Here is a 25,719-nt window from a genome sequence, read left to right as displayed (position 1 = left end):
CTGAGCTGTGATGGGACGGCACAGCCAGGTGATCGCGGCCATCCAGGCCGCCCCACCTCCGCATGAACCACGTGAGGAAGACATGACGAACGCACCGGCCACCACCCCCGGCCGCAGCCCAGCGTTGATGCTCACCCTGGCGACCCTGGGCTTCGCGGTGAACTTCTGGGCCTGGGCCCTGCTCAGTCCGCTCGGGCCGCGTTTCAAGGAACTGCTCGGGCTGTCGGCCGGGCAGCAGGCGCTGCTGGTGGCCGTACCGGTGATCGTGGGGTCGCTGGGCCGCATCCCGGTCGGCGCGCTCACCGACAGGTTCGGCGGGCGGGTGATGTTCCCGCTGGTCTCGGCGGCCACCATCGTCCCCGTCCTGTTCGTCGGCCTGTTCGGGCAGACGTCGATGGTCTCGCTGCTGATCGGCGGGTTCTTCCTCGGTGTCGGCGGCACCGTGTTCGCCGTCGGCGTGCCGTTCGTCAACGCCTGGTTCCCGCCGAACCGGCGCGGCCTGGCCGTCGGCATCTTCGGCGCCGGGATGGGCGGCACCGCGATCAGCGCGCTGACCACCGTCCCCCTGGTCCGCGCCGGCGGTGCCGCCGTGCCGTTCCTCATCACCGCCGTCGTGCTGGCCGCGTACGCGGTCGTGGCGTGGCTGGTGCTGCGCGACGCGCCCGGCCGCACCGTCGTAGCCCAGCCGCTCGGGGCGCGCATGGCCGCCGCGCTCAGGCTGCCGATCACCTGGCAGGCGTGCGTGCTGTACGCGGTCGCCTTCGGCGGTTACGTCGCCTTCTCGGTCTACCTGCCCGCCTACCTGCAGACCGGCTACGGGCTGGAGCAGGCCGACGCCGCCAACCGGATGGCCGGGTTCGTCGTCCTGGCCGTCCTGGCGCGGCCGATCGGCGGCTGGCTGTCGGACCGCGTCGGCCCGGTGCCCGTGCTGACCGGCGTGTTCGTCGTCACCGCCGTCACGGCGGGCGTGCAGGCGCTCACCCCCGGCCTCATGCCGGTCGGCACGATCGCGTTCCTGACCATGGCCGCCGCGCTCGGCGCCGGCAGCGGCGCCACCTTCGCGCTCGTCGCGCAGGTCGCCCCGGCCGACAAGGTCGGCACGGTCACCGGCCTGGTCGGCGCCGCCGGCGGGCTCGGCGGGTTCGTCCCGCCGCTGGTGATGGGCTTCCTGTACGGCCGGCTCGGCTCGTACGGCCTCGGCCTGGCCCTGCTGGCGGCCACCGCCGTGCTCACCCTGGCCCTGACGGTGACCGCGGTCCGCGCGCTGACCGCCCGCCGCGTGGCCGGTCCGGTCGGCTCACGCTGACCGCACCCCGCGAAAGAGCGGGGCCCGGCCATCGGCCGGGCCCCGCACAAAAGCGTCTTAACGGTACGTCACTCACCGATCCGGCGGCCGGACACCTGCTCGGCGTCGACCACGATGTAGTGGTCACGGCTGCCCGGAGCCCACGGGGACAGGGGCAGCGCGGCCAGCCGGGCCATCTCGGCCGGATCGGTCACCGCCCGCGCGTGCCCGACCGCCGTCACCGACCAGCCGGTGCGCATCGCGGGATCGAACTCGTCGGCCTCGAACGCCACCACGGCGTGCCGGGTGGCCGCGGCCAGCTTCGACCCGATCGAGGTGCGGATGACGACGCGCTCGCCGTCGAGGCAGAAGTTGACCGGCTGCACGGCCGGCAGGGCGCGATCGGTGAAGACGATCCGCCCGATCGGCGTGGACGACAGCAGGCGCAGGCACTCCTCACGGGAGAGCACCTGGAGCCCGGACGAATCGAGTTGCATGCTTCTCAGCCTCCCACCAGGTACGTTCCCGGCGTCAGAGGCGAAAGTCCCAATGCGGGGGACGCTCAGTCGCGCCGGTCGGCCCGCAACCGCGCCGACAGCGCGGCGGCCTGCGTCCGGCGCTGCATGTTGAGCTTGGCCAGCAGGTTGGACACGTAGTTCTTGACCGTCTTCTCGGCCAGGAACATGCGCTCGCCGATCTGCCGGTTGGTCAGCCCCTCGCCGATCAGGTCGAGGATGTGCCGCTCCTGCTCCGACAGCGCCGCCAGCGGGTCCTGCCGGGCGGCCTGGTCGCGCAGCCGCTGCAACATGGCGGCGGTGGTCTGCGGGTCGAGCAGCGACTGCCCGGAGGCCACCGTGCGCACCGCGCCGACCAGGTCGGAGCCGTGGATCTGCTTGAGCACGTAGCCCGAGGCGCCGGCCATCACCGCGTCGAACAGGGCGTCGTCGTCGGCGAACGAGGTCAGCATGAGGCAGGCCAGCCCCGGCAGCTTCGAGCGCACCTCGCGGCACACGTCGACGCCGTTGCCGTCGGGCAGGCGCACGTCGAGCACCGCGACGTCGGGCTTCAGCGCCGGGATGCGGGCGATCGCCGACTCGGCGGTCCCGGCCTCGCCGATCACCTCGATGTCGTCCTCGGAGCCCAGCAGGGCGGCCACGCCACGCCGCACGACCTCGTGATCGTCGAGAAGGAACACACGAATCATGACTCCGACGCTACCGCCTCCCGTCACCCGGAAGTAGGGACCAAGGTCCTCGCCCGCCGGTCGTGGGCCCATCGGCCGGTACGAAGGGACTTTGGTCCCTGCCGGGAGCGCATGCCTGCCCACCAGCCTGGAGCCATGACCGTTGTGGCAGGGGAAAAGTTGTGAGCGACATAGACGCGATCCCGGGCATGGGGCCGTTGCTGGCGGCGAGGAAGTTCTTCACCAGGGCGGAGGTGTCGGCCGACGGCCGCACCCTGCACCAGATCGATCCCGGCGCCTGGGACCGCTTCTACCGGGACCGGTGGGCGCACGACAAGGTGGTGCGCTCGACGCACGGCGTGAACTGCACGGGCTCGTGCTCCTGGCAGGTTTTCGTCAAGGACGGCCTGATCACGTGGGAGCACCAGGCCACCGACTACCCGTCGGTCGGCCCGGAGTCGCCCGAGTACGAGCCGCGCGGCTGTCCCCGTGGCGCCTCCTTCTCCTGGTACACCTACTCTCCCTCGCGGGTGCGCTACCCGTACGTGCGCGGCGTGCTGCTGGAGATGTGGCGCGAGGCCAAGGCCAGGCTGGGCGACCCCGTGCTGGCGTGGGCGGAGCTGACCGGCGACCCCGAGCGCGCGCGGGCCTACAAGCGGGCCCGGGGCAAGGGCGGGTTCGTCCGGTCGAGCTGGGAGGAGGTCCTCGAGCTCATGGCCGCCGCCCACGTGCACACCATCAAGGACTACGGCCCCGACCGGGTGGTGGGCTTCTCGCCGATCCCGGCGATGTCGATGGCCTCGTTCGCGGCCGGCACCCGCTTCCTGTCGATGATCGGCGGCACGCTGCTGTCGTTCTACGACTGGTACGCCGACCTGCCGATCGCCTCGCCGCAGGTGTGGGGCGACCAGACCGACGTGCCCGAGGCGGCCGACTGGTGGAACTCCCGCTACCTGATCATGTGGGGCTCCAACATCCCGGTCACCCGCACGCCGGACGCCCACTTCATGACCGAGGCCCGCTACCAGGGCACCAAGGTCGTCGCGGTCAGCCCGGACTACGCCGACAACGTCAAGTTCGCCGACGACTGGCTCGCGCCGCACCCGGGCACCGACGGTGCCCTGGCCATGGCGATGGGTCACGTGACGCTGACCGAGTTCTTCCGCGACCGCCAGGTTCCGTACTTCACCGACTACGTGCGCAAGTACACCGACCTGCCGTTCCTGGTGACGCTGGAGCCGCGCGGCGACGCGTACGTGCCGCGCCGCTTCCTGACCGCCGCCGACCTGGGCCAGGAGAGCGAGAACGCCGAGTTCAAGACCGTCTTCCTGGACGAGACGACCGGCGCGGCGCGGGTGCCGAACGGCTCGCTCGGCCACCGCTGGGGCCAGGAGGGCGAGGGCCGCTGGAACCTCGACCTGGACGGCGCCGTCCCCGCGCTGACCCTGCTCGGCCGGTCCGGGCGCGCGGTCGAGGTGGACCTGCCGCGCTTCGACGAGGGCCCCACCGAGGGCGGCTCGGTCATGCGCCGCGGCGTCCCGGTCACCGAGATGGCCGGCAAGCTCGTCACGACCGTGTTCGACCTGCTCATGGCCCAGTACGGCGTGGCCCGCGACCTGCCCGGCGAGTGGCCGGCGAGCTACGAGGACGCCACGCAGCCCTACACCCCGGCCTGGGCGGAGGAGATCACCTCGGTCCCGGCCGCCACGATCGCCAGGATCGCCCGCGAGTTCGCCCGCAACGCCGAGCGCACCGAGGGCCGGTCGATGATCGCGATGGGCGCCGGCACCAACCACTGGTTCCACTCCGACCAGATCTACCGCTCGTTCCTGACGCTGGTGCTGCTGACCGGCTGCCAGGGCGTCAACGGCGGCGGCTGGGCGCACTACGTGGGCCAGGAGAAGGTCCGCCCGGTCACCGGCTTCCAGCACCTGGCCTTCGGCTTCGACTGGCAGCGCCCGACCCGGCACATGGCCGGCACCGCGTTCTGGTACCTGGCCACCGACCAGTGGCGCTACGAGAGCTTCGGGGCCGGCGAGCTGGCCAGCCCGCTGGGCGAGGGCAGGTTCGCGGGCCGCTCGTTCGCCGACTGCAACGCCCAGGCGGCCCGGATGGGCTGGCTGCCCTCGCACCCGACGTTCGACCGCAACCCGCTCAAGCTCGCCGACGAGGCCGCCGCGCGCGGCGTCCCGGTGGCCGAGCACGTGGTGGACGAGCTGAAGGCGGGCCGGCTGCGCTTCGCCGCCGAGGACCCGGGCGACCCGGCCAACTTCCCGCGGGTGCTGACCGTGTGGCGGGCCAACCTGCTCGGCTCGTCCGGCAAGGGCAACGAGTACTTCCTGCGCCACCTGCTCGGCGCCGACGCCGAGGCGCGCAACGAGGAGACGCCCGAGGGGCTGCGCCCGGCCGAGGTGACCTGGCGGGAGAACGCCGCCGAGGGCAAGCTCGACCTGCTGACGACGATCGACTTCCGGATGACGTCCACGGCGCTGTTCTCCGACGTGGTCCTGCCCGCCGCCACCTGGTACGAGAAGCACGACCTGTCCAGCACCGACATGCACCCGTTCGTGCACGCCTTCAACCCGGCCATCGCCCCGCCCTGGCAGACCAGGTCCGACCACGACGCCTTCCTCGGGCTGGCCGACGCCTTCTCCGAGCTGGCCGCCCGCCACCTGGGCAGGCGCACCGACGTGCTGGCCGTCCCGCTCACCCACGACACCCCGGACGAACTGGCCCAGCCGGGCGGCCGGGTGCGCGACTGGAAGCACGGCGAGTGCGAGCCCGTCCCGGGCCGGACGATGCCCAAGATCATCACGGTCGAGCGCGACTACGGCGCCGTCGCCGAGCGCGTCCGCGGGATCGGGCCGCTGTTCGCCGACCTCGGCCTGACCACCAAGGGCATCACCTACCAGGTGGGCCCCGAGCTGGACTACCTGCGCGAGCAGAACGGCCTGACCCCCGAGGGCCACATCTCCCTCGGCACCGCCGACCGGATGTGCGAGGCCATCCTCACGCTGTCCGGCACCACCAACGGCCGCCTGGCCACCCAGGGCTTCGAGACCATGGAGAAGCGCACCGGGACCAGGCTCGCCGACCTGGCCGCCGAGCACGAGGGCAAGCGCATCACGTTCGCCGACACGCGGTCGAGGCCGCAGCCGGTGATCACCTCGCCCGAGTGGTCCGGCTCGGAGACCGGCGGGCGCCGCTACTCCGCCTTCGTCATCAACGTCGAACGCGACAAACCCTGGCACACCCTGACCGGCCGGCAGCAGTTCTTCCTCGACCACGACTGGATCATCGAGCTGGGCGAGCAGCTTCCCGCCTACCGGCCGCCGCTCGACCTGCGCCGCCACCACGGCGACCAGCGCGACGGGCTGGCTGATGGGCAGGGCGCCGAGGTCACCGTGCGGTACCTGACGCCGCACTCGAAGTGGTCGATCCACTCCGAGTACCAGGACAACGCGTACATGCTGGCCCTGTCGCGGGGCGGGCCGACGATCTGGATGAGCGTCGAGGACGCCGCCTCGATCGGGGCCGCCGACAACGACTGGATCGAGGCGTACAACCGCAACGGCGTGGTCGTGGCCAGGGCGGTCGTCTCCCACCGGATGCCGGCCGGGACCGTGTACATGTACCACGCCAAGGACCGCAACGTGAACGTCCCGCTCACCGAGCGGTCGGGCCGGCGCGGCGGCGTGCACAACTCCCTCACCCGGCTGCTGCTCAAGCCCAGCCACCTCATCGGCGGGTACGCGCAGTTCACCTACGCCTTCAACTACTACGGGCCGACCGGCAACCAGCGTGACGAGATCACGGTGATCCGCCGCCGCGGCCAGGAGGTGACCTACTGATGCGCGTCATGGCACAGGTCGCCATGGTGATGAACCTGGACAAGTGCATCGGCTGCCACACCTGTTCCGTCACCTGCAAGCAGACCTGGACCAACCGGGACGGCGTCGAGTACGTCTGGTTCAACAACGTCGAGACCAAGCCCGGCGTCGGCTACCCCAAGCGGTACGAGGACCAGGAACGCTGGCACGGCGGCTGGCAGCTCGACGGGCGCGGCCGGCTCAAGCTGCGCGCGGGCGGCCGGGTCAAGCGGCTGCTCAGCCTGTTCTCCAACCCCGACCTGCCGGACCTGGACGACTACTACGAGCCGGCCACCTACGACTACGACACCCTGCTCAACGCCCCCGCCGGGCCGCACGTGCCGGTCATCCGTCCCAAGTCGGCCATCACCGGCAAGGACATGAACATCACGTGGGGGGCGAACTGGGAGGACGACCTCGGCGGCGCCCCCGAGCACGCCCACGGCGACCCCAACCTGGCGGCCATGGCCGAGAAGGTGCGCATGGAGTTCGACCAGACCTTCATGTTCCACCTGCCGCGCATCTGCGAGCACTGCCTCAACCCGGCGTGCGTGGCCGCCTGCCCCTCCGGCGCGATGTACAAGCGGGAGGAGGACGGCATCGTCCTGGTGGACCAGGACCGCTGCCGCGGCTGGCGCATGTGCGTCTCGTCGTGCCCGTACAAGAAGGTGTACGTCAACCACAAGACCGGCAAGGCCGAGAAGTGCACGTTCTGCTTCCCCCGCATCGAGGCGGGACAGCCGACCGTGTGCGCCGAGACCTGCGTGGGCCGGCTGCGCTACATCGGCCTCGTCCTGTACGACGCCGACGCCGTGCTGGCCGCCGCCCGCGTGCCCGACCCGCGCGACCTGCTGGAGGCCCAGCGCAAGGTGTTCCTGGACCCCGACGACCCGCAGGTGGCCGCCGCCGCCCGCGCGTCCGGGATCAGCGAGGACTGGATCGAGGCCGCGCGGCGCTCGCCGATCTACCGGCTGGCCATGCGCTACCGGGTGGCGCTGCCGCTGCACCCGGAGTACCGCACGCTGCCGATGGTCTGGTACATCCCGCCGCTGTCGCCGGTGCTCGACGCGGTGACCGGCGCCGGCGCGGACGCCGACGACCCCGACAACGTCTTCCACGCCATCACCGACCTGCGCATCCCGCTGGAGTACCTGGCCGGGCTGTTCAGCGCCGGGGACACCGAGGTGGTGGCCGGGGTGCTGATGAAGCTGTCGGCGATGCGCGGCTACATGCGGGCCCGCACCGTCGACGGCACCGTGGCCGAGGACCTGCTGGAGTCGGCCGGGATGACGGCGCGGGACATGGAGGAGATGTACCGCCTGCTGGCCGTCGCCAAGTACGAGGAGCGCTACGTCGTGCCCGCCGCCCACCGCGAGGACGCCGCCGCGTTGTCGGCCCAGGCCGCCGGGTGCAGCCTGGACGGCGACGGCGGCCCCGGCATGAGCGAGTTCCACCCGACCGGCGTGACCGGCCGCCGCAGCGACGGACGCCTGGGCCTGAAGCTGTTCACCGGCAAGGGGCCGGCGTCATGAGACTGCTGCCCGCCCCCGACACCGTCGTCGAACGGCCGCAGGACCGCGCCGCGCTGCTCCGGCTGGTCTCGCTGCTGCTGCAGTACCCGGACGCCGGGCTGCTGGCCGCCCGCCCCGAGCTGCGCAAGGCCGTCGCCGCGCTGCCCGACGGGCATCCGCGCCAGGCGCTGGAGCAGTTCCTGTGGTGGTTCGGCGACCGGCAGCCCATGCCGCTGGCCCGCCACTACGTCGAGACCTTCGACCTGCGCCGCAAGTCCAGCCTCTACCTCACCTACTACCTGCACGGCGACACCCGCCGCCGGGGCATGGCCCTGCTGACGCTCAAGCAGCGCTACCGGGTGGCCGGGCTCACCCCGCCCGAGGGCGAGCTGCCCGACTTCCTGCCGGTGGTGTGCGAGTTCGCCGCGCTGGCCGGGCCGGACGTGGGGGAGGCGCCGCTGCGCCAGCACCGCAAGGGGCTGGAGCTCATCCGCACCGCCCTGCACGAGACCGGCTCGCCGTACGCGCTCGTGCTGGACGCCCTGTGCGCGGTGCTGCCCGGCATGTCGGAGGCCGAGCGGGCCGCGGTGGCCGACCTCGCCCTGGCCGGCCCGCCCGCCGAGGAGGTCGGCCTGGCCCCGTACGGGCCGCCGCTGAACGAGAGTGAGGTACGGCCGTGAGCGTCGTGCTCTGGGCGATCGTCCCCTATGTCGCTTTGACGATCTTCGTCGCCGGGCACGTCTGGCGCTGGCGGGTGGACCAGTTCGGCTGGACCACCCGTACCACGCAGGTGCTGGAGAGCAGGCTGCTGCGGCTCGGCTCGCCGCTGTTCCACCTGGGCGCGTTCGCGGCCATCGGCGGTCACGTGCTCGGTCTGCTCGTCCCCAAGAGCTGGACCGAGGCCGTCGGCGTGGACGAGCACCTCTACCACCTGGTGTCGGTGAGCGCCGGGACCGTGGCCGGGGTCATGGTCGTCGCGGGCCTGGCGCTGCTGCTGGCCCGGCGCCTGACCAGCCCGCGGGTGCGGCGCACCACCACCCGCGCCGACAAGGTGCTGTTCACCGTGCTGGCCGTGGTGATCGTGCTGGGCATGGCCGCGACCGTGGGCAGCAACCTGCTCGGCGGCGGCTACGACTACCGGGCCACGATCGCCGTCTGGTTCCGGGGCGTGCTGACCTTCCGTCCCGACCCGCGGCTGATGGCCGACGTGCCGCTGCTGTTCCAGCTGCACGCGATGTCGGCCTGGCTGCTGGCGGCGATCTGGCCGTTCACCCGTCTGGTGCACGTGTGGTCGGCGCCGGTGGCGTACCTGTGGCGGCCCTACGTCGTCTACCGGCGGCGCGTGCCCGTCCGGTCGCGCTGACCGGCGCCCGCCGAGGGGAGAGGCACGCGGATGAGCGTCGCCAGGGTGGCGGTGGCGCTGCTGGCCGCCGCCGGCGCGGCGCTGGTGGCGGCCGGCCCGGTCACGGCCGCCCAGGAGAGCACGGCACGTGTCGAGATCCGGATGGACCGGCGCGGACAGCTGATCAGGCCGGTCGGCGACGTCCCCTGCGCGGACGGCCCGGCGTCGTGCGCGCCGGCCCTCGCGGGGACGCCGGCGGACCGGCCGCGGACCTGAGGGCGCGAGCCCGGGAAGGAGAGACGTGATGGGCGGTCAGATCGTGGTGGCGGTGGACGGATCCGCGCCCGCGACCGCGGCGGTGGAATGGGCGGCGGCCGACGCCGCGCGGCGCGGGCTGGACCTGCGGATCGTGCACGTGCGCCGGGCGGACGGTTCCGCCCGCGTACTGGAGGCCGCCGCCGCCCTGGCCGGACAGGCCGGGGTGACGACGGAGGCGCTCACCGGGAACGTCGTGGACACCCTGGTCGCGGAGTCGCCGGCGGCCGACAGCCTGGTGCTGGGCGCGCGCGGGCTCGGCGGGTTCACCGGCATGTCGGCCGGGTCGGTGAGCGTCGCCGTGGCCGGGCACGCCGCCGGCCCGGTCGTCGTCGTCCGGACGCCGCCGCAGGGGCGGCACGACCGGGTGGTGGTCGGCTTCGACGGCTCCGAGCACGCGCGGGCGGCCATGGAGTACGCCGTCGAGCAGGCCAGGGCGCGCCGGGCCCGGCTGCACGTGGTCTCGGCCTGGCAGATCCCGGTCTCCTCGCCGTACGCCGCCGCCTACGGCAGCCTCATCGAGGTCATGCAGGACGCCGACCGCCAGGCGCACGGGCACGTCGTCCCGTGGCGGCGGGCCAACCCCGACCTGGTCATCACCGAGGAACAGCCGTGCGAGCACCCGGTCTCCGCCCTGGTCCGCGCCGCCGGGACGGCCGACCTGGTGGTGGTGGGCTCGCGCGGGCTCGGCGGGTTCGCCTCGGCCGTGCTGGGCTCGGTCGGCCACGGGGTGCTGAACCACGCGGCCTGCACGGTGGCGGTCGTCCGGCCCCGCTTCTAGCTCCTGGCCCCACTTCTCACATGGAGTGGATGCGCCGGCCGGTGACGTGGTGGGGGACGATCCGGATGTGCAGCCGCCGGTCGCCGCCCGCCCACGGGGTGACATCCGGCTCGGCCCGCTCGTCCGGGGTCACGTGGTGGGCGGGCCCCTGCACGAGCACGCTCCACCCCTGCCGCCGGGCCTCGTCGATCCGGTCCACCTCGAAGCCCACCATGACCTCGACGCCCTCCAGCCCGGTCCGCAGGTCCTGGTCGAGCGGGCCGCCCGCGGCGGTGCGGAAGACGATGGCGCCGTCGTGCACGCGGAAGTTGACGGGCAGCACCGTCGGCCCGTGCGAGCCGTTGAACGCGATCCGGCCGATGCCGCCGGACGCGATCAGGCGCAGGCACTCCTCGCGTTCGAGGACCTCCAGGACGGGCTCGGCCATCGCGGGCCCGACGCCCGGCGGACGGTCGCGCCCGCCGCCCAGCAGATCCTGGCCGGTGGTGCCGAGCGCGTCGGCCAGGCGGTTCAGGGTCCCCCTGTCCGGGATGTCCACGTGCTCCTCCATGTACCGGAGGTAGCCGGCGGACATGTCCGCCCGTTCCGCCACCTGCTCGACGGTGAGCCCCAGCCGCTGCCGGTGGTACTGGATGCGGTGGCCGAAGTCGCCGGTCCCTGTCACTGTCTCCTCCTGCTCGTGGACGTCGCGCGTGACGAAGCTACCCATGCAGCCCGTACCCCGGACAGGGTCTTTCGCCCCTTCGTGGGACCAACGTCCCTCCCCCCGGGGACGCACGGCCCTACGGCGCGGCGGCCGGGAGGAGGAGCCTGGCCTGCATGGATGTCCTGGATCTCTCCCGGTGGCAGTTCGGCATCACGACCGTCTACCACTTCCTCTTCGTGCCGCTCACGATCGGCCTGTCGATCATCGTGGCCGGCCTGCAGACGGCGTGGCATCGGACGAAGAAGCCGGAGTACCTGCGGCTGACCCGGTTCTGGGGCCGGCTGTTCCTGATCAACTTCGCCATGGGCGTGGTCACGGGCATCGTGCAGGAGTTCCAGTTCGGGATGAACTGGAGTGACTACTCCCGCTTCGTCGGCGACGTGTTCGGCGCGCCCCTGGCCATGGAAGGGCTGATGGCCTTCTTCCTGGAGTCCACCTTCCTCGGCCTGTGGATTTTCGGCTGGGACCGGCTGTCGCCCCGGCTGCACCTGGCCACGATCTGGCTGGCCGCCATCGGCACCAACATCTCGGCCTACTTCATCCTGGCGGCCAACTCCTGGATGCAGCACCCCGTCGGCTACCGGATCAACAACGGCCGCGCCGAGCTGACCGACATCTGGGCCGTCCTGACCAACTCGACCACGCTGGTCACCTTCCCGCACGTCCTGTTCGGGGCGTTCCTGACCGCGGCCGCGTTCGTGCTGGGCGTCAGCGCCTGGTTCCTGCTGCGCAGGCGGGACGTCTCCCTCTTCCGCACCTCGGCCCGGCTGGCGCTGGCCGTCAGCCTGGTCTCGGCGGTCGGGGTGTCGTTCTCCGGCCACTGGCAGGCCCAGATCATGACCGAGCAGCAGCCGATGAAGATGGCCGCCGCCGAGGCCCTGTGGGAGGACGAGACCTCCGCCGGCTTCTCCCTGTTCGCCATCGGCGACGTCGAGAACGGCCGCAACCACGTCAACCTGCAGATCCCGTACGGCCTGAGCCTGCTGTCCACCAACACCCTGGACGGCGAGGTCGAGGGCATCAACGACATCCAGGCCCGCTACCAGGCCCTGTACGGCCCCGGCGACTACCGGCCGATCGTCGGCCTGGCCTACTGGTCCTTCCGGCTGATGATCGGGTTCGGCATGCTGTCGGCGCTGCTCGCCCTGGCCGGGCTCTGGCTGACCAGGCGCGGCCGGCTGCCCGCGGGCCGCTGGGCCTACCGGCTGGCCATCGCCGGGATCGGCCTGCCGTTCCTGGCCAACAGCATGGGCTGGATCTTCACCGAGATGGGCCGCCAGCCGTGGACCGTCTTCGGGCTGATGCGCACCGCCTACGCCGTCTCGCCGACGGCGGACGTGCCCTCGGTGGCCATCACGCTGGTCGGCTTCACCCTGGCCTACGCCGTGCTCGCGATCATCGAGATCCGGTTGCTGGTCAAGTTCATCCGGATCGGGCCGAACGAGCAGGACGAGCCCGAGACCGCCGTCCCCGCGCTGAGCTACTGAGGAAATCATGGAAAACGTCTGGTTCGTACTGATCGCCGTGCTGTGGACCGGCTACTTCCTGCTGGAGGGCTTCGACTTCGGCGTCGGCATCCTGATGCCCGTCCTGAGCCGCGAGGAGGCCGACCGGCGAGCCGTCCTGAGGACGATCGGCCCGGTGTGGGACGGCAACGAGGTGTGGCTGCTGGTGGCCGGCGGCGCGACCTTCGCCGCCTTCCCCGAGTGGTACGCCACCCTGTTCAGTGGCTTCTACCTGCCGCTGTTCCTCATCCTGCTGGCGCTCATCGCCCGCGGCGTGGCCCTGGAGTACCGCAGCAAGAGCGACAGCACGCGGGGCTGGGACCGGGCGCTGTTCTGGGGCTCGCTCGTGCCGGCCTTCCTGTGGGGGGTGGCGTTCGCCAACATCGTGCGCGGTGTGCCGCTGAACGCCGAGCACGAGTACATCGGCACGCTGCTGACCCTGCTCAACCCGTTCGCGCTGCTCGGCGGGCTGGCCACGCTCCTGCTGTTCACCCTGCACGGCGCGGTCTTCCTGGCCCTGCGCACCACCGGCGACCTGCGCCTGGCCGCCGGCCGGATGGCCAAGAGCATCTCCCCGGCGGCGTTCCTGGTCGTGATGGCGTTCCTGCTGCTCTCGGACGGCGGCGGGGCGCTGAGGTGGGCCGCCGTGGCGCTGGTCGCGCTCGGCCTGGCCGGCGCGGTGGCCGCGACCGTGCGCGGCCGTGACGGATGGGCCTTCACCGCCAGCGCGATCGCCGTGGTCGCCCTGGTGGCCGCGATCTTCAGCGGCCTGTGGCCGAACGTCATGCCCGCCCTGGACCCGGCCAACAGCCTGACCGTCACCAACGCGGCCTCCAGCCCGTACACGCTGACGGTGATGACCTGGGTCGCGGCCGTCTTCACGCCCCTGGTGCTGGCCTACCAGGCATGGACGTACTGGGTGTTCCGCCGCCGCCTCACCGGCGCCGTCCGAACCTGACGGACAGCCGGATCGGCGGCGGCGCCGTCACCGCCGGGCGGCGTCCACGGCGGTCAGCACGGCGGTGGACATGGCCTGGTGGCCCGCGGCGTTGGGGTGGAGTCCCGCCGAGTCCACGCCCTCCATCGGCTCCATCCACCGCACGTCGAGGGGCTTGCACAGGTCGTGGCCCACCGAGCCGGTGTAGGTGTCGACGAATCGGGCGCCGCCCGCCGCGGCGCGGGCGGCGAGCATGGTGTTGAGGCGCTTCTCCACGTCCCGCAGCCAGGGGGCGTCGCCCTTGGCGATGGGGACGGTCGAATAGCAGTTGCTCCCGTCGTCCGGCATGATGACCGGGTAGCCGACGACGAGGACGTCCGCGCCGGGGGAGCGCCGCCTGATCTCCTGGAGCACGGCGTCGATCTTGTCGCCCGTGGCGGCGATGCGCCCGGCGAGCTGGTCGATGCCGGCCAGGGTGTAGCTGGCCTTGCACGGCGAGCCGCCGGGGTTGAGCTTGCCGAGGATGACGCAGCGGCCGATGATGCCGCTGACGTTGATGTCGTTGCCGCCGATCCCCAGGGTGACCAGGTCCGTCTCCGGGCGGAGCGCGTCCAGCTGGGGCGGGGCGGCGCCCTGTGAGCCGGTCATGTGCGCCGTGGTCGCGCCGGCGCAGCTGACGTCCGTGAAGGTGGCGACGGTCCGCGCGGCGGCGGTCAGAGTCGGGTAGTTGCGGTCGGAACGGCCGCAGTTCGCGTCCGTCTGGGTGGGGATTCCGGGGCCCGCGGTGTAGGAGTCGCCGAGGGCCACATAGTGGCCGACGGCGGTGCCGCGGGCGGAGGCGTGCGCGGTCGGCGTCGCGAGGACCGCCGTGACGGCCGCCGTGACGACTGTCGTGACGGCCGCCGCGGAGAGCGCGAGGGACTTCTTCCTGAACTGCCGGCTGGACCCGAGCATGGCCACCTTCTCTGGACGGGGGGTGAGGGCAGGGGCCGACGCCCGGCGGCGGGCCGGCGCGTCGGCGGAGGCGAACGCCGCGCACGCAGGGCGAACCCGCGGCGCACGACCATTTCCTACCAGGTGGTTAGTTTTGCCGGGGCGCGGGCGTCCCGTCAAGATCCCGGTCGCGGTCGCCTCCGGAACGGCGTACGAGCGTGGTGATCATCGGCCGGGCGCGGCGCGTAGGGTGGTGACCCGAGCGGATACGATCCGTTCGCAGGCGACGCCGGGAAGGGCGGGTGATGGTCCGGTGGCGCAGAGGGCGACCGTCTACGACGTCGCTGAGCGGGCAGGCGTCTCCATCGCGACGGTCTCGCACACCTTCCGGCAGCCGGAGAAGGTCCGCCCGGCGACGCGCGAGCTGGTCCTGCAGGCCGCGCGGGCCCTCGGCTACGTGCCGAGCGGCAGCGCGCGCGGGCTCGCGAAGGGCCGCTCCCAGGCGCTCGGCCTGTACGCCTTCGACATGTTCCTGCCCGCCGACCTCGGCGTCCAGGATCTCGACGCCATGGTGGCCCGGGAGCTCGACGGCCTCGGCGACGTGCGGCGGTTCCCGCTCTACGTCGACGAGATCCAGCGCGGGTTCGAGCTGGAGGCGCAGCGGCTGGGCCGCCCGGTGATGCTCGGGTCGGGGGCCAGCCGCGACTCGCTGGGCAGCTTCGACCTGGCCGGCAGCGTCGACGGCCTGGCGATCTTCCCGGGCGGCGCGGCTCGCGATCTGCTGGAGCACGTGGGGCGCGGCGTCCCCGTGGTGATCTTCAGCAGCCCGCCCATGCACGACCCGCTGCACCACATCACCGTGGCCAACGAGAGCGCCGTGCGCGAACTCGTCGATCACCTGGTCGAGCGGCACGGCCGCCGGTCTCCCGCGTTCCTCGGCGAGCCGGCCGCGCCCGACATCGCCGCCCGTTTCGCCGGGTTCCAGGCCGCGCTGGCCGCGCACGGCCTGCCGGTCCCGCAGGAGCCGTTCGACACCACCGCGCTGGCCCAGGACAGCCTGCGCTCGTTGCGCGCCGCCATCGCGTCCGGCGACGTGCCGGACGCCCTGGTCTGCGCCACCGACCAGCTCGCGCTCACCGTGCTGGACCTCCTGGCCCGGCACGGCATCCGGGTGCCGGAGGACGTCGCGATCACCGGTTTCGACGGGATCGTCGCCGGTCGGCTCTCGACCCCGACGCTGACCACGGTCCGCCAGCCGTTCGCCTCGATGGGACGGCTCGCGGTGCGCATCCTGACCGACACCGCGGCGGGGGTGTCCCACCCCAGGTCGTACGTGCTGCCGACCCGCATGATGCTCGGCCGCAGCTGCGGCTGCCCCTGAGGAAGTTTTATCTCGATTGCGCAATGGGGCTGGATTTATGGCGAGTTAAGCGCATAAATTCTCAGCCGTTCGGGGGAGGCAACACAGGCCGACAGGAAGGAACTGGCCGTGCGACACAGATCAACAGTGGCGGCCCTGGCCGCGATCGCAGCCGCGACGGCGCTCACCGCGTGCGGCCGGGCCGACGAGGGCGCCGGACGGGCCCAACCGTCCTCCAGCGTCGCGGCCAAGGCCGCCGGCGCGATCACGATGTGGGCGATGGGCAACGAGGGCGACCTCCTGCCCGAGTTCGTGAAGAAGTTCGAGGCCGCCAACCCCGGGGTCAAGGTGAACGTGACCGCCATCCCGTGGGACTCGGCCTACCAGAAGTTCCAGACCGCCATCGCCGCCGGGAACGTTCCAGACCTGGCCATGATGCCCGGCCTGCCGGTGTTCAAGGACGCCTTCGCACCCGTGCCCGCCGCCATCGACACCGCGGGCATGTACCCGGGAGCCGTCTCGACCGGCACGATCGGCGGCCGGCTCCTGGAGGTGCCGTGGTACGTCGACGTCCGCGCGCTCTACTACCGGACGGACCTCGCCCGCAAGGCCGGCTGGGACAAGCCCCCGGCCACGTGGGACGAGCTGCGGCGGATGGCGGCCGACCTGCAGCGCAAGGCCGGTGCGAAGTGGGGAATCCGGCTGCCCGCGGGCACGACCGGATCGTTCCTGTCCTCGCTCTGGATGCCGTGGTCCAACGGCGCGGAGCTCATGAACGCCGACAAGTCCGCGTGGACGCTCGACACCCCGGAGTTCGCCTCGGCGTACGAGTACCTGGCGTCGTACTTCAAGCAGCGCATCGCCGATCCGAACGCCGACACGGCGCCCGCCGCCGCGGTGAAGGACTTCCTGACGGGCACGACGCCGATGCTCGTCGCCGGCCCCTTCCTGCGCGGCGCCATCTCCCAGGCCGGCGGGGACGCGTTCGCCGGCAAGTACGCGACCGCGCCGCTTCCGGCGGGGAAGAGCTCGACCTCGTTCGTCGGAGGCGCGAACCTCGTGGTCTTCAAGGCCGCCAAGAACCCCGATTCCGCCTGGAAGCTCGTCCAGTGGCTCAGCGAGCCCCAGACCCAGGCGGCCTGGTACAAGGTCAGCGGCGACCTGCCGGCGACCCGGAGCGCGTGGCAGGATCCGGCGCTGGTCGCCGACCCGACGCTGGCGGCGTTCGCCGAGCAGCTCAAGACGGCCAAGGCGCCGCCGCAGCTGGTCGGCTTCGACAAGGTCGGCGCGGCGGGCGACTCCGCGATCGAACAGATCATCAAGGGCGGCCGGCCGGTGGCGGACACGCTGCGCAGGCTCCAGCAGCAGGCCGACGGCATCGGGGTGTCCTGAGCGGTGTCGAACCCCATGTCGCCGACCGCCCCCGGACGGGCGCGCGCCCCCCGTGACGTGCGCGCCCGCCGGGCGGCGGGGGCCAACTCCGAACGCCGGCGCCGCCAGACGGCGGTCGCCTGGCTGTTCGCCGCGCCGTTCGTCGTCGTCTTCGCGGTGTTCATGGTCCTGCCGATCGCCGGTTCGATCGGCTTCTCCTTCACGGACCTGACCGCGCGGGACATCCAGTCGCCCTTCAACGTGAACTTCGTGGGCCTCCAGCAGTACGCGGACGTCCTCACCGATCCGGAGTTCCAGAACGCCGCCGGGGTGACGGCGCTGTTCGTCCTCATCGGCATCCCCGCCACGGTGGCGCTCGGGCTGGGGCTGGCGCTGGCGCTCAACTCCGGGATCCGCCGGCTCAGGCCGATCTACCGCGTCGCCTTCTACGCGCCGGTGGTCACGAGCGTCGTCGCGGTCTCGGTCATCTGGCGCCACATCCTGGCCCGCGACGGGCTGCTCAACATGGTCCTCGCCCTGGTCGGCGTCGACGGGCCGGACTGGCTGAACAGCACCACCTGGGCGCTGCCCTCGTTGATCCTGATGGCCGTCTGGCGCAACACCGGGACCCTCATGGTGATCTTCCTGGCCGGGCTGCAGGCCGTCCCGGCCGACGTCGCAGAGGCTGCGGCGATGGACGGCGCCGGGCCCTGGCGCCGCCTGCGCAGCATCACGCTCCCGCTGCTGCGCCCCACGATCCTGCTGGGCTGCGTGCTCATCTCGGTCGGCTACCTGCAGTTCTTCGAGGAGGCTTTCGTGATGACGCAGGGCGGGCCGCTCGGCTCCACGCTCTCCATGACCTACTACACGTTCAACGCCTTCGGGTTCGGCGACTTCGCCAAGGCGTCCGCGGCGAGCTACATCATGTTCGTCGTCATCGCGGCGGTCGGCGTCCTGCAGTTCCGCCTGCTCAGGAGGGCCACATGAGCCGGCCGGGACGCCTGACGGCGCGCTCGCTCACCTACGTGGTGCTGACCGCCGGCGTGGTGCTGTGGCTCGCGCCGTTCGCCTGGATGGTGCTGGGCGCGTTCAAGACGCAGGACGAGATCTTCGCCGACCCTCCGACGTGGTGGCCGCACGCGCCCACCGGCGGGAACTTCGCCCGCTGGCTCACCGAGCTGCACTTCGGCACCTTCTTCGGCAACAGCCTCGTCGTCGCCGTGCTCACCGTGCTCGGCAACCTGCTGTTCTGCTCGATGGTCGGCTACGCGCTGGCCAAGATGGACTTCGCCGGGAAGCGCGTCCTGCTCGGCGTCGTGCTGGTGACCATCATGGTGCCCGGCGTGGTGACCTTCGTCCCGCTCTTCGTGATCGTCGCGAAGATGGGCATCCTCGACACGTACGGGGCCCTGGTGCTGCCGTTCCTCACGCAGCCCGTGGGCGTCTTCCTGATGCGCCAGTTCATGCTGGACATCCCCGACTCGCTGCTGGAGGCCGCGCGCATCGACGGCGCCTCCGAGACGAGGATCTTCACCCGGGTCGTGCTGCCGCTGTGCGGCCCCGCGCTGGCCACCCTCGGCATCCTCACCTTCCTGGGCTCGTGGAACAACTTCCTGTGGCCGCTCGTGGCGAGCCAGACCGAGTCGATGTACACGCTGCCGGTGGCGCTCTCGCTCTATTCCACCGGCCAGTACGCGACCGACTACGGCACGCTGCTCGCCGGCGCCGTGCTGATCATCACGCCGATCCTCGCGCTCTTCGTGTCCCTGCAGCGCCACTTCGTGCAGGGCATCGCCACCATGGGCCTCAAATGACCACACCTCCGACACCCAAGACAGGATCGAACATGGCGACTTCGCAGCCGCTGGCCTTCCCCGACGGTTTCCTGTGGGGCGCGTCGACGGCGGCCCACCAGGTGGAGGGGAACAACGTCGGCAGCGACTTCTGGCAGGCCGAGCACGACGGGAGCTGGGGCCTGCCCGAGCGCTCGGGGGACGCCTGCGACAGCTTCCACCGGTGGCCCGAAGACCTGGACATCGCGCGCGACCTCGGTCTCAACGCCTACCGGTTCAGCGTCGAATGGGCCCGCGTGGTCCCCGCCCCGGGTCACCCGTCACCGGCCATGCTGGACCACTACCGCCGGATCATCGAAGGGTGCGGGCGGCGCGGGCTGACCCCGGTCGTCACGCTCCACCACTTCACCAGCCCCGCGTGGCTGGGCGCCGGTGGCGGATGGACCTCCGGGGAGGCGGTCGCGCACTTCGCCGACTACGTCCGCGCGGTGCTGCCGATCCTCGACGGCGTGCGCTGGGTCTGCACGATCAACGAGCCCAACATGGTCGCCCTGATGGCCGCGCGCCGCAGGCACGGCGCCGGCGAACCCGTGCCCTCCTTCGTCCCGCCGGATCCCGGCGTGACCGCCGCGCTGGCCCGCGCCCACGAGGCGGCCCGCGACCTGCTCGCCTCCGTGCCCGGACTGCGATCGGGATGGACGGTGGCCAACCAGAACGTGCAGGACCACGGCGCCGGCCCCGACCGCACCGCCGAGCTGTCGTACCTGCTCGACGACCAGTACATCGACCTGGCGAAGGGCGACGACTTCATCGGCGTGCAGGCCTACAGCCGCCTGCGCGCGGGCGAGGACGGCGTCATCGCGCCCGGCCCGGCCGACAGACGCACGATGATGGGCTGGGAGTACTACCCCCTCGCCCTTGAGGACGCGGTCCGGCACACCGCCGCCCGGCTCGGCGGATCGACACCGCTGCTCGTGACCGAGAACGGCATCGCGACCGGCGACGACGACGAACGCGTCGCGTACACGACGGAGGCCGTGACGGGCCTGGCCCGCGCCATGGCCGACGGCGTCGACGTGCGCGGATACCTGCACTGGTCGCTGCTGGACAACTACGAGTGGGGATCGTGGACGCCCACGTTCGGCCTCGTCGCGGTCGACCGGACCACGTTCCGGCGCACGGTCAAACCCAGCGCCCGCTGGTTCGGGCGGCTCGCCCAGAGCCCGGCGGCCGTTCTGGGGGAAGAGGCCGCGTCGTGACGGAGAGCCTGGACGTGCTCCTCGGACGCCGCGGACCTGGCCCGCTTCGTCGACGGCGCGGCCGCCCTCGACCCGGGAGCCCATGGCGGCCTGCGCCCGCGCCGGCTGCCGCCGTGGGCGCGCGCCCAACATGACGACCCCTGGTTCGACCTCATGGAACAGGCGCCCACCGGCGTCTCGCTCCGCTTCGCCACGAGCGCGACCCTGCTGCGGCTCCGCCTGCACACCCGCTCGCTGCGGCCGGCCGGCACCGAGGCCGCCAGGCCGCACAGCCTCGCCGTCGTCGTCGACGGCGCGGTGGCGGAACACGTCGCGATCCCCGAAGGGGACGTCGTCGTCATCGGCGCCGGCCGGCACGTCGCCGGCCGGGAACACCGCGATCCGTCCGCCGTGACGGTGGCCCTCGTCCCCGGCGGCGGGGAGAAGCAGGTCGAGATCATGCTGCCGCACGACTGCGCGGTAGAGGTCATCGGCCTGGAGGCCGACGCCCCGATCTCGCCGCCGTCCGCCGGCGGCTTCCCGCGCTGGACGCATCACGGCAGCTCCATCAGCCATGGGCTGCAGGCCGCCACCCCCGACCGCACCTGGCCGGCACGGGTCGCCCTGGGCACCGGCTGGCGCCTGCGCAACCTGTCGTTCGGCGGGAACGCGCAGCTCGACCCGTTCGTCGCCCGCATGATCAGGGACACCCCCGCGGACCTGATCACCCTCAAGATGGGGATCAACCTCGTGAACGCGGACTCGATGCGGGCCAGGACGATGCTGCCCGCGGTGCACGGCTTCCTCGACCTGATCCGCGAGGGCCATCCGGACACGCCGGTGGTCCTCATCACCGCGATCGCCTGCCCGGCGCACGAGCACACGCCCGGGCCGACCGTCGATCGCGGCGGCACGGCCGCCGGGGCGGAACGGGCCCTGGAGTCCGACGACGGCGCCCTCACGCTGGCCGCCACCCGCCGGATCATCGAGCGCGTCCACGCCGGGCGCGTCGCCGACGACCCCCACCTGCACCTGGTGGACGGCCGTACCTTGCTGGGCGAGCAGGACGCGCGCCTGCTGGGCGACGGGCTCCACCCCACGGAGGAGGGGCTGGGCCTCATCGCGCGGCGCTTCCAGGACACGGTGGCCGGCCTGCCGGCCCTGGCGGGGCTGCTCGGAGGCCGGCGATGAGGGCCGCGCTGGTGCCGTGGCCGCACACGGTCGCGCTCGACCACGCGACGACGACCGTCCTGCACCCCGGTCGCGTCGAGATCCGGGCGGACGATCGTCTGCGCGACGTCCGCGCGTGGCTCGAAGGCGAGTTCGCCCGCCTCGCCGCCGTCCCCTCGGCGGGCGATCCGCTCCCGTCGCGCGTCGTCCTGCTGATCGGCGAGGCTCCCGCCGACGTGCCGCCCGCCGACGGCATCGCGCCGGAACAGCTCCCCCGGACGAGCGGCACACCGTGACGATCGCCCCAGGGGAGATCACGGTCACCGGGCCGAGCCCGCACGCGGTCCTGCGCGGCGCCGCGACGCTGGTGCAGCTGGCGGAGTGCGCGGCGGGCCGGCTGCCGGTGGGGCGCATCGCCGACGGGCCCGCCCTGGCGTGGCGGGGCCTGATGCTCGACGTCGTCCGGCATCCGTTCCGCCCGGACGAGATCCGCCGCGTCATCGACCTGCTGACGCGATACAAGCTGAACGTGCTGCACCTGCATCTCACGGACTCCGGCGGCTGGCGGCTGCAGTCGGCGGCCCGTCCCGCGCTGGACGCGACCTCGCCCGGCGAGCTGATCACGCGGCGCGAGCTGGCGGAGCTGACGGCGTACGCCGGAGCGCGCGGAGTGACGATCGTGCCCGAGGTCGACCTCCCCGGCCACGCCCACGCCGCGATCCGCGCCTACCCGGGGCTCGCCGGCGACGGGACCGCGGCCCGCCCGGGCTACGTGGATCCGGCCATGCCCGGGGCCGAGTCCTTCATCGCGGAGACCGTCACCGAGTTCGCGCAGGCGTCCGGTGCCCGGTTCGTCCACGTCGGGGGTGATGAGCCGTTCGGGATGCCCTTCGCTGCGTACACGCGCGCGGTCGGCGCGGCCGTCCGCGCGGCGCACGAGGCCGGCAGCCGGGTCGTGGCCTGGCAGGAGACGGTACGCGCCGGGGCGCTGGGCGACGGCGACCTCGTGCAGCTGTGGATCGGCGCGGAGACGAGCATCGACGCCGACGCCAAGAAGGCGGAGCTGCCGGAGTCCGCGCACACGTTCGTCGACCAGATGGTGGCGTTGTTCGCCCTCGCGCCGTCCGACGGGCCCGCCGCGGCGGCGGCCGGGCTGCCGGTGCTGCTGTCCTCCAGCGACGTGCTGTACCTCGACCGCCCGTACGCCGAGCCCGCCGCGGACGCCGAGGGGGAGGCACGACGGGCCCGGCTCGGGTTCCGTGACTATCCGGCCAAGACCCTCCGGCAGATGTTCGACTGGACCCCGTGGTCGTTGGTGTCGGGGCTCGACGTGCGCGTCGCGGGCGTGGAGGCCGCGATCTGGTCGGAGACGATCACGTCCTTCGACGATCTGGCGTTCCTGCTGCTCCCCCGTCTCCCGGCCGCGGCCGAACGGTCCTGGACGCGTGAGCCGGCGACCTGGGAGGACCACCGGGCACGCCTGCGACCGCACGCCGCGACGTGGGAGGCGACGGGATGGGGAGCGGCGTACCGGCCCGCGGCGGAGCGGTGACTCCTGCCGCGGACCGGGAGCCCGTCGCGGTCAGGCTCGCACGGGCGACCCGCCGAGCTCGGTCACCGTCAGGGCGCGCAGCAGGTGCGGGTGCAGGCCCTCGGCCCGCGACCGGGGCAGGCCGGCGGCGAGCGCGGCGTCGGTGAGCGCGGCCCGCGTCCAGGCCAGGTCGACCCGCCGGCCCGCCTCGCCGGTCAGCAGCGGATGGTCGGCGGGCCGGTCGCCGCACAGGCGGCGCAGCGGGCGGCGCAGGTAGGGGGCGAGCGGGAAGGCGACGATGTCGCCCCGCCCGTCGTGCAGGGTGATCAGCACGGGGTCGCCGGCGCCCACCAGATGCACGTCGCACGGGGTCAGCCGGGCCAGCGCGTCGACGGACGCGCCGGTGGACTCCAGCAGCCCGACCGCCACGGCCTCGGCTAAGCGCCCTTCCTCGGCCAGCAGGGCGACCCCGCCGCGCAGCAGCCGCCGCTCGGCCGGGGTGGGCGGGTGAGCGGCCGGCGCCGGGAGAGCCGGCCCGTGCCGACCGGCGAAGGCGTAGAACGAGGCCAGCACGGCCCGCCTGCGGATCACCGTCGCGCGGGCCAGCGGCCGGCCGGACGGCGCCAGGCCGGCGGTGAGGGCGGCCAGGCAGTAGGCGTCGACCTGCGACCCGGCCCCCAGCACGTCGCCGCCGGGATCCTGCCCGCGCAGCCACCGCAGGTAGGAGGCCAGCACCCGCAGCCGCGTCCGCCGCAGGGCCGGGGACGGCCGCTCCAGCAGCCAGGCCGCCGCCACGCCGGCTGCCGCCGGACCCAGCCCCTCGACGACGTCGACGTCGGCCGCGGGGACCTCGCCCCCGTCGCCGGGGCCGCGCCGCGGACGCAGCCCCTCGATGCGGGAGACGAGGCCGCGGGCCTCCTGACCGGTGCGCGCGCCCCAGGACGCGACGGTGCCCTCGGCCATGCTCAGCACACGACCGGCACGGCGACGGGATCGGCGGCTGGGTCGGCGGCGGCTCGTGCCGGGGCACAACAGGACGAAAGGGAGGCGTGGAGGACGTCGCTGCTCGCGCCCAACGGACCCATCATGATCTCGATCGTCTCATGGAACTGCGCCCGCGGGCTCCATCCGGCCGGGCCGCCGGGGCCGCCAGGCCCCGGGACGCGGCCGTCCGCCGAGGTCAGGGTTCGATCAGGCCGGCGCGGATGGCGTAGCGGGTCAGGTCGAGCCGGTCGTTGAGGCCGAGCTTGGCCAGGATGTTGCTGCGGTGGCGGTCGACGGTCTTGGGGCTGATGACCAGGGTGTCGGCGATGGCCTTGGTGGAGTGGCCCTCGGCGATGAGCTTGACGATCTCCTCCTCGCGGGCGGTCAGCAGGCTGTCGGGCAGCGGCTCGCCGTGCCGGTGGCGGTGGAGGTAGTCGCGGATCAGCGCGGTGACCGCCCCGGGGTAGAGGAACGGCTCGCCGCGCATCGCCGCCCGGCACGCCTCGATGAGGTCGCGGTCGGCCACCGACTTCAGCACGTAGCCGCAGGCCCCGGCCTTCAGCGCGGCGAAGAAGTACTGCTCGTTGTCGTACATCGACAACATCAGCAGGCGGATGCCGGGCCGGCGGCGGGAGATCTCCCGCGCGGCCTGCAGGCCGGTCATGCGCGGCATGGCGATGTCCAGGACGACCAGGTCGATGTCGTGGGTGCGGACGGCCTCGACCGCCTCGGCCCCGTCGGCGGCCTCGGCGACCACGGTCAGGTCGGGCTCGGCGTCGAGGATCAGGCGGACGCCCTGGCGGACGAGCGCGTGGTCGTCGGCGAGCAGGATGCGGGTCATCGGGCGTTCTCCTTGGCCGCGCCGGGGACGGTGAGGACGATCTCGGTGCCGCCGCCGGGCGGCGAGTGCACGCTCAGGCGGGCCCCGATGAGCAGGGCGCGCTCGTGCATGCCGCGGATGCCGGCGCCCGGCTCGCCGATGCCGCCCCGGCCGTCGTCGGTGACGCGCAGGACCAGGTCTCCGTCGTCGGGTGTCAGCGTGAGCGTCGCACTGGTGGCCTGGGCGTGGCGGGCGACGTTGGTCAGGCTCTCCTGGGCGATGCGGTAGAGCACCAGCTCGACCTCGGAGGTGAGCGGCGGCAGCCCAGGAGCCAGTCTACGCGTGACCTCGACCGTGCCGGTCCGCGACAGGTCGGTGGCCAGCGCGGTGAGGGCGCTGGTCAGCCCCAGGTCCTCCAGGACGCCGGGGCGCAGCCGGTGGGCGACCTGGCGCACCTCGTCCAGGCTCGTCCTGATCGCCTCCTGGGCGTGGCCGAGCTCGCCGGCCAGCTCCGCGGGCGCCCGGTCGCGCACCCGCTTGAGCGCCAGGAGCGCGACGGTGAGGCTCTGGCCGATCTCGTCGTGCAGCTCGCGGGCGATGCGGCCGCGTTCGGCCTCCTGGGCGGCCAGGGCCTGGGCGCTGGCCACGCTGCGCTCCTCCTCCAGGCGGTCGAGCATCTGGTTGAAGGTGTCGGTGACGCCGCGCAGGTCCCGGTTGCCGGCGGGCAGCCGGTCGTGGGTGTGCAGCAGGTCCACCCGCCGCATGAGGGCGGTCAGGGAGGTCAGCGGCGCCAGGCTGGCCCGCACCAGGAACGCGTTCGCCGCCAGGATCAGCGCCAGGCCGATGAGCAGCACCGGGACCTCGGTCAGCAGCACCGGTGAGGAGACCGTCGCGGGGGACAGCGCCAGCACGAACGTGCCCGCGGCGAAGACCAGCGCGTTGATGACGAACAGGCGGCGGAACAACGCCTGGGCCGGAGTGCGGCCAGGCGGCTCCGGCGCGGTGGCGACGGCGTCTTTCATGCCTCCAGCCTGGGCGTTCGCCGCCCACCCTGTCCACTGACCCGGCCCGGATACGGTCGCGCC

24 protein-coding genes are annotated in these 25,719 nt (G+C 72.9%); 17 read left to right on the top strand and 7 right to left on the bottom strand.

Features of this window, described 5'->3' with window-relative positions:
* The first annotated feature begins 82 nt into the window (after window positions 1-82).
* Window positions 83-1,306, top strand: coding sequence for an MFS transporter (locus ACNF49_RS35075; RefSeq protein ID WP_357969492.1), 1,224 nt, complete (start codon window positions 83-85; stop codon window positions 1,304-1,306).
* Window positions 1,307-1,374: 68 nt separating this feature from the next.
* Here the strand turns inward: ACNF49_RS35075 and ACNF49_RS35070 are convergent, their stop codons facing one another.
* Window positions 1,375-1,782: a pyridoxamine 5'-phosphate oxidase family protein gene (locus tag ACNF49_RS35070; RefSeq protein ID WP_357969495.1), complete on the bottom strand. Its 408-nt coding sequence runs from the start codon at window positions 1,780-1,782 to the stop codon at window positions 1,375-1,377.
* A gap of 65 nt (window positions 1,783-1,847) precedes the next feature.
* Window positions 1,848-2,489 carry a response regulator gene (locus tag ACNF49_RS35065; protein ID WP_357969496.1) on the bottom strand — a complete coding sequence of 214 codons (642 nt, stop codon included), beginning with the start codon at window positions 2,487-2,489 and terminating at the stop codon, window positions 1,848-1,850.
* Between the two features lie 188 nt (window positions 2,490-2,677).
* Here ACNF49_RS35065 and ACNF49_RS35060 point away from each other — a divergent pair, with 188 nt between their 5' ends.
* Genes ACNF49_RS35060 through ACNF49_RS35035 form a run of 6 tightly spaced genes read left to right on the top strand, consistent with a single transcriptional unit; the run spans window position 2,678 to window position 10,286 of the window.
* Complete coding sequence (locus ACNF49_RS35060) at window positions 2,678-6,319, top strand: nitrate reductase subunit alpha (RefSeq protein ID WP_357969668.1); 3,642 nt, start codon at window positions 2,678-2,680, stop codon at window positions 6,317-6,319.
* Window positions 6,319-7,869: a nitrate reductase subunit beta gene (gene narH, locus ACNF49_RS35055; RefSeq protein WP_357969499.1), complete on the top strand. Its 1,551-nt coding sequence runs from the start codon at window positions 6,319-6,321 to the stop codon at window positions 7,867-7,869. The genes ACNF49_RS35060 and narH overlap by 1 nt, the downstream gene beginning before the upstream one ends.
* Window positions 7,866-8,528: a nitrate reductase molybdenum cofactor assembly chaperone gene (gene narJ, locus ACNF49_RS35050; RefSeq protein WP_357969502.1), complete on the top strand. Its 663-nt coding sequence runs from the start codon at window positions 7,866-7,868 to the stop codon at window positions 8,526-8,528. The genes narH and narJ overlap by 4 nt, the downstream gene beginning before the upstream one ends.
* Window positions 8,525-9,211 carry a respiratory nitrate reductase subunit gamma gene (narI, locus tag ACNF49_RS35045; protein ID WP_357969505.1) on the top strand — a complete coding sequence of 229 codons (687 nt, stop codon included), beginning with the start codon at window positions 8,525-8,527 and terminating at the stop codon, window positions 9,209-9,211. Before narJ ends, narI begins: the two co-directional genes overlap by 4 nt.
* 30 nt (window positions 9,212-9,241) lie before the next feature.
* Window positions 9,242-9,466, top strand: coding sequence for a hypothetical protein (locus tag ACNF49_RS35040; RefSeq protein ID WP_357969507.1), 225 nt, complete (start codon window positions 9,242-9,244; stop codon window positions 9,464-9,466).
* Between the two features lie 28 nt (window positions 9,467-9,494).
* Window positions 9,495-10,286 (top strand): universal stress protein, encoded by a 792-nt coding sequence (locus tag ACNF49_RS35035; RefSeq protein WP_357969510.1) that lies wholly within the window; start codon window positions 9,495-9,497, stop codon window positions 10,284-10,286.
* Between the two features lie 16 nt (window positions 10,287-10,302).
* On the opposite strand, the gene ACNF49_RS35030 is transcribed toward ACNF49_RS35035, so the two are convergent.
* A complete protein-coding gene (locus tag ACNF49_RS35030) occupies window positions 10,303-10,995 on the bottom strand; it encodes a helix-turn-helix domain-containing protein (protein ID WP_357969512.1) in 693 nt (230 codons plus the stop codon).
* 110 nt (window positions 10,996-11,105) lie between these two features.
* On the opposite strand from ACNF49_RS35030, the gene ACNF49_RS35025 reads away from it, so the two are divergent.
* Both ACNF49_RS35025 and cydB read left to right on the top strand, forming a co-directional pair.
* Window positions 11,106-12,479, top strand: coding sequence for a cytochrome ubiquinol oxidase subunit I (locus ACNF49_RS35025; RefSeq protein ID WP_482940241.1), 1,374 nt, complete (start codon window positions 11,106-11,108; stop codon window positions 12,477-12,479).
* 7 nt (window positions 12,480-12,486) lie between these two features.
* A complete protein-coding gene (gene cydB, locus ACNF49_RS35020; protein ID WP_482940240.1) occupies window positions 12,487-13,455 on the top strand; it encodes a cytochrome d ubiquinol oxidase subunit II in 969 nt (322 codons plus the stop codon).
* A 27-nt stretch (window positions 13,456-13,482) separates the two neighbouring features.
* Here cydB and ACNF49_RS35015 read toward each other — a convergent pair whose 3' ends face one another.
* Complete coding sequence (locus ACNF49_RS35015; RefSeq protein ID WP_482940239.1) at window positions 13,483-14,388, bottom strand: SGNH/GDSL hydrolase family protein; 906 nt, start codon at window positions 14,386-14,388, stop codon at window positions 13,483-13,485.
* Window positions 14,389-14,680: 292 nt separating this feature from the next.
* Between ACNF49_RS35015 and ACNF49_RS35010 the strand changes: the two genes are divergently transcribed.
* From ACNF49_RS35010 to ACNF49_RS34975, 8 genes are all read left to right on the top strand, one after another.
* Entirely contained in the window at window positions 14,681-15,748 is a 1,068-nt protein-coding gene (locus ACNF49_RS35010; protein WP_357969521.1) for a LacI family DNA-binding transcriptional regulator, read from the top strand.
* A 108-nt stretch (window positions 15,749-15,856) separates the two neighbouring features.
* Window positions 15,857-17,119 (top strand): extracellular solute-binding protein, encoded by a 1,263-nt coding sequence (locus ACNF49_RS35005; protein WP_357969522.1) that lies wholly within the window; start codon window positions 15,857-15,859, stop codon window positions 17,117-17,119.
* Between the two features lie 3 nt (window positions 17,120-17,122).
* The gene (locus ACNF49_RS35000; RefSeq protein WP_357969524.1) at window positions 17,123-18,085 is read left to right on the top strand and encodes a carbohydrate ABC transporter permease; all 963 of its coding nucleotides are present in this window, start codon (window positions 17,123-17,125) and stop codon (window positions 18,083-18,085) included.
* Window positions 18,082-18,912 carry a carbohydrate ABC transporter permease gene (locus ACNF49_RS34995; protein WP_482940238.1) on the top strand — a complete coding sequence of 277 codons (831 nt, stop codon included), beginning with the start codon at window positions 18,082-18,084 and terminating at the stop codon, window positions 18,910-18,912. The genes ACNF49_RS35000 and ACNF49_RS34995 overlap by 4 nt, the downstream gene beginning before the upstream one ends.
* A gap of 32 nt (window positions 18,913-18,944) precedes the next feature.
* Window positions 18,945-20,150, top strand: a complete 1,206-nt coding sequence (locus ACNF49_RS34990; RefSeq protein WP_357969528.1) for a glycoside hydrolase family 1 protein — start codon at window positions 18,945-18,947, stop codon at window positions 20,148-20,150.
* Window positions 20,151-20,303: 153 nt separating this feature from the next.
* A complete protein-coding gene (locus ACNF49_RS34985; RefSeq protein WP_482940237.1) occupies window positions 20,304-21,320 on the top strand; it encodes a GDSL-type esterase/lipase family protein in 1,017 nt (338 codons plus the stop codon).
* Window positions 21,317-21,595, top strand: a complete 279-nt coding sequence (locus ACNF49_RS34980) for a hypothetical protein (protein WP_482940236.1) — start codon at window positions 21,317-21,319, stop codon at window positions 21,593-21,595. The genes ACNF49_RS34985 and ACNF49_RS34980 overlap by 4 nt, the downstream gene beginning before the upstream one ends.
* Window positions 21,592-22,851 carry a family 20 glycosylhydrolase gene (locus ACNF49_RS34975; RefSeq protein ID WP_482940235.1) on the top strand — a complete coding sequence of 420 codons (1,260 nt, stop codon included), beginning with the start codon at window positions 21,592-21,594 and terminating at the stop codon, window positions 22,849-22,851. The genes ACNF49_RS34980 and ACNF49_RS34975 overlap by 4 nt, the downstream gene beginning before the upstream one ends.
* Before the next feature lie 30 nt (window positions 22,852-22,881).
* Here the strand turns inward: ACNF49_RS34975 and ACNF49_RS34970 are convergent, their stop codons facing one another.
* The 3 genes from ACNF49_RS34970 to ACNF49_RS34960 form a co-directional block, all read right to left on the bottom strand.
* Window positions 22,882-23,793, bottom strand: a complete 912-nt coding sequence (locus tag ACNF49_RS34970) for a site-specific integrase (RefSeq protein ID WP_357969536.1) — start codon at window positions 23,791-23,793, stop codon at window positions 22,882-22,884.
* Between the two features lie 217 nt (window positions 23,794-24,010).
* Entirely contained in the window at window positions 24,011-24,655 is a 645-nt protein-coding gene (locus ACNF49_RS34965; RefSeq protein ID WP_357969538.1) for a response regulator, read from the bottom strand.
* Window positions 24,652-25,656, bottom strand: a complete 1,005-nt coding sequence (locus ACNF49_RS34960) for a HAMP domain-containing sensor histidine kinase (protein WP_482940234.1) — start codon at window positions 25,654-25,656, stop codon at window positions 24,652-24,654. Before ACNF49_RS34960 ends, ACNF49_RS34965 begins: the two co-directional genes overlap by 4 nt.
* Window positions 25,657-25,719 lie beyond the last annotated feature (63 nt).

The organism is Actinomadura sp. ATCC 39365 (genome assembly GCF_054392275.1).
This window is presented reverse-complemented; position numbering and strand designations above follow the sequence as displayed.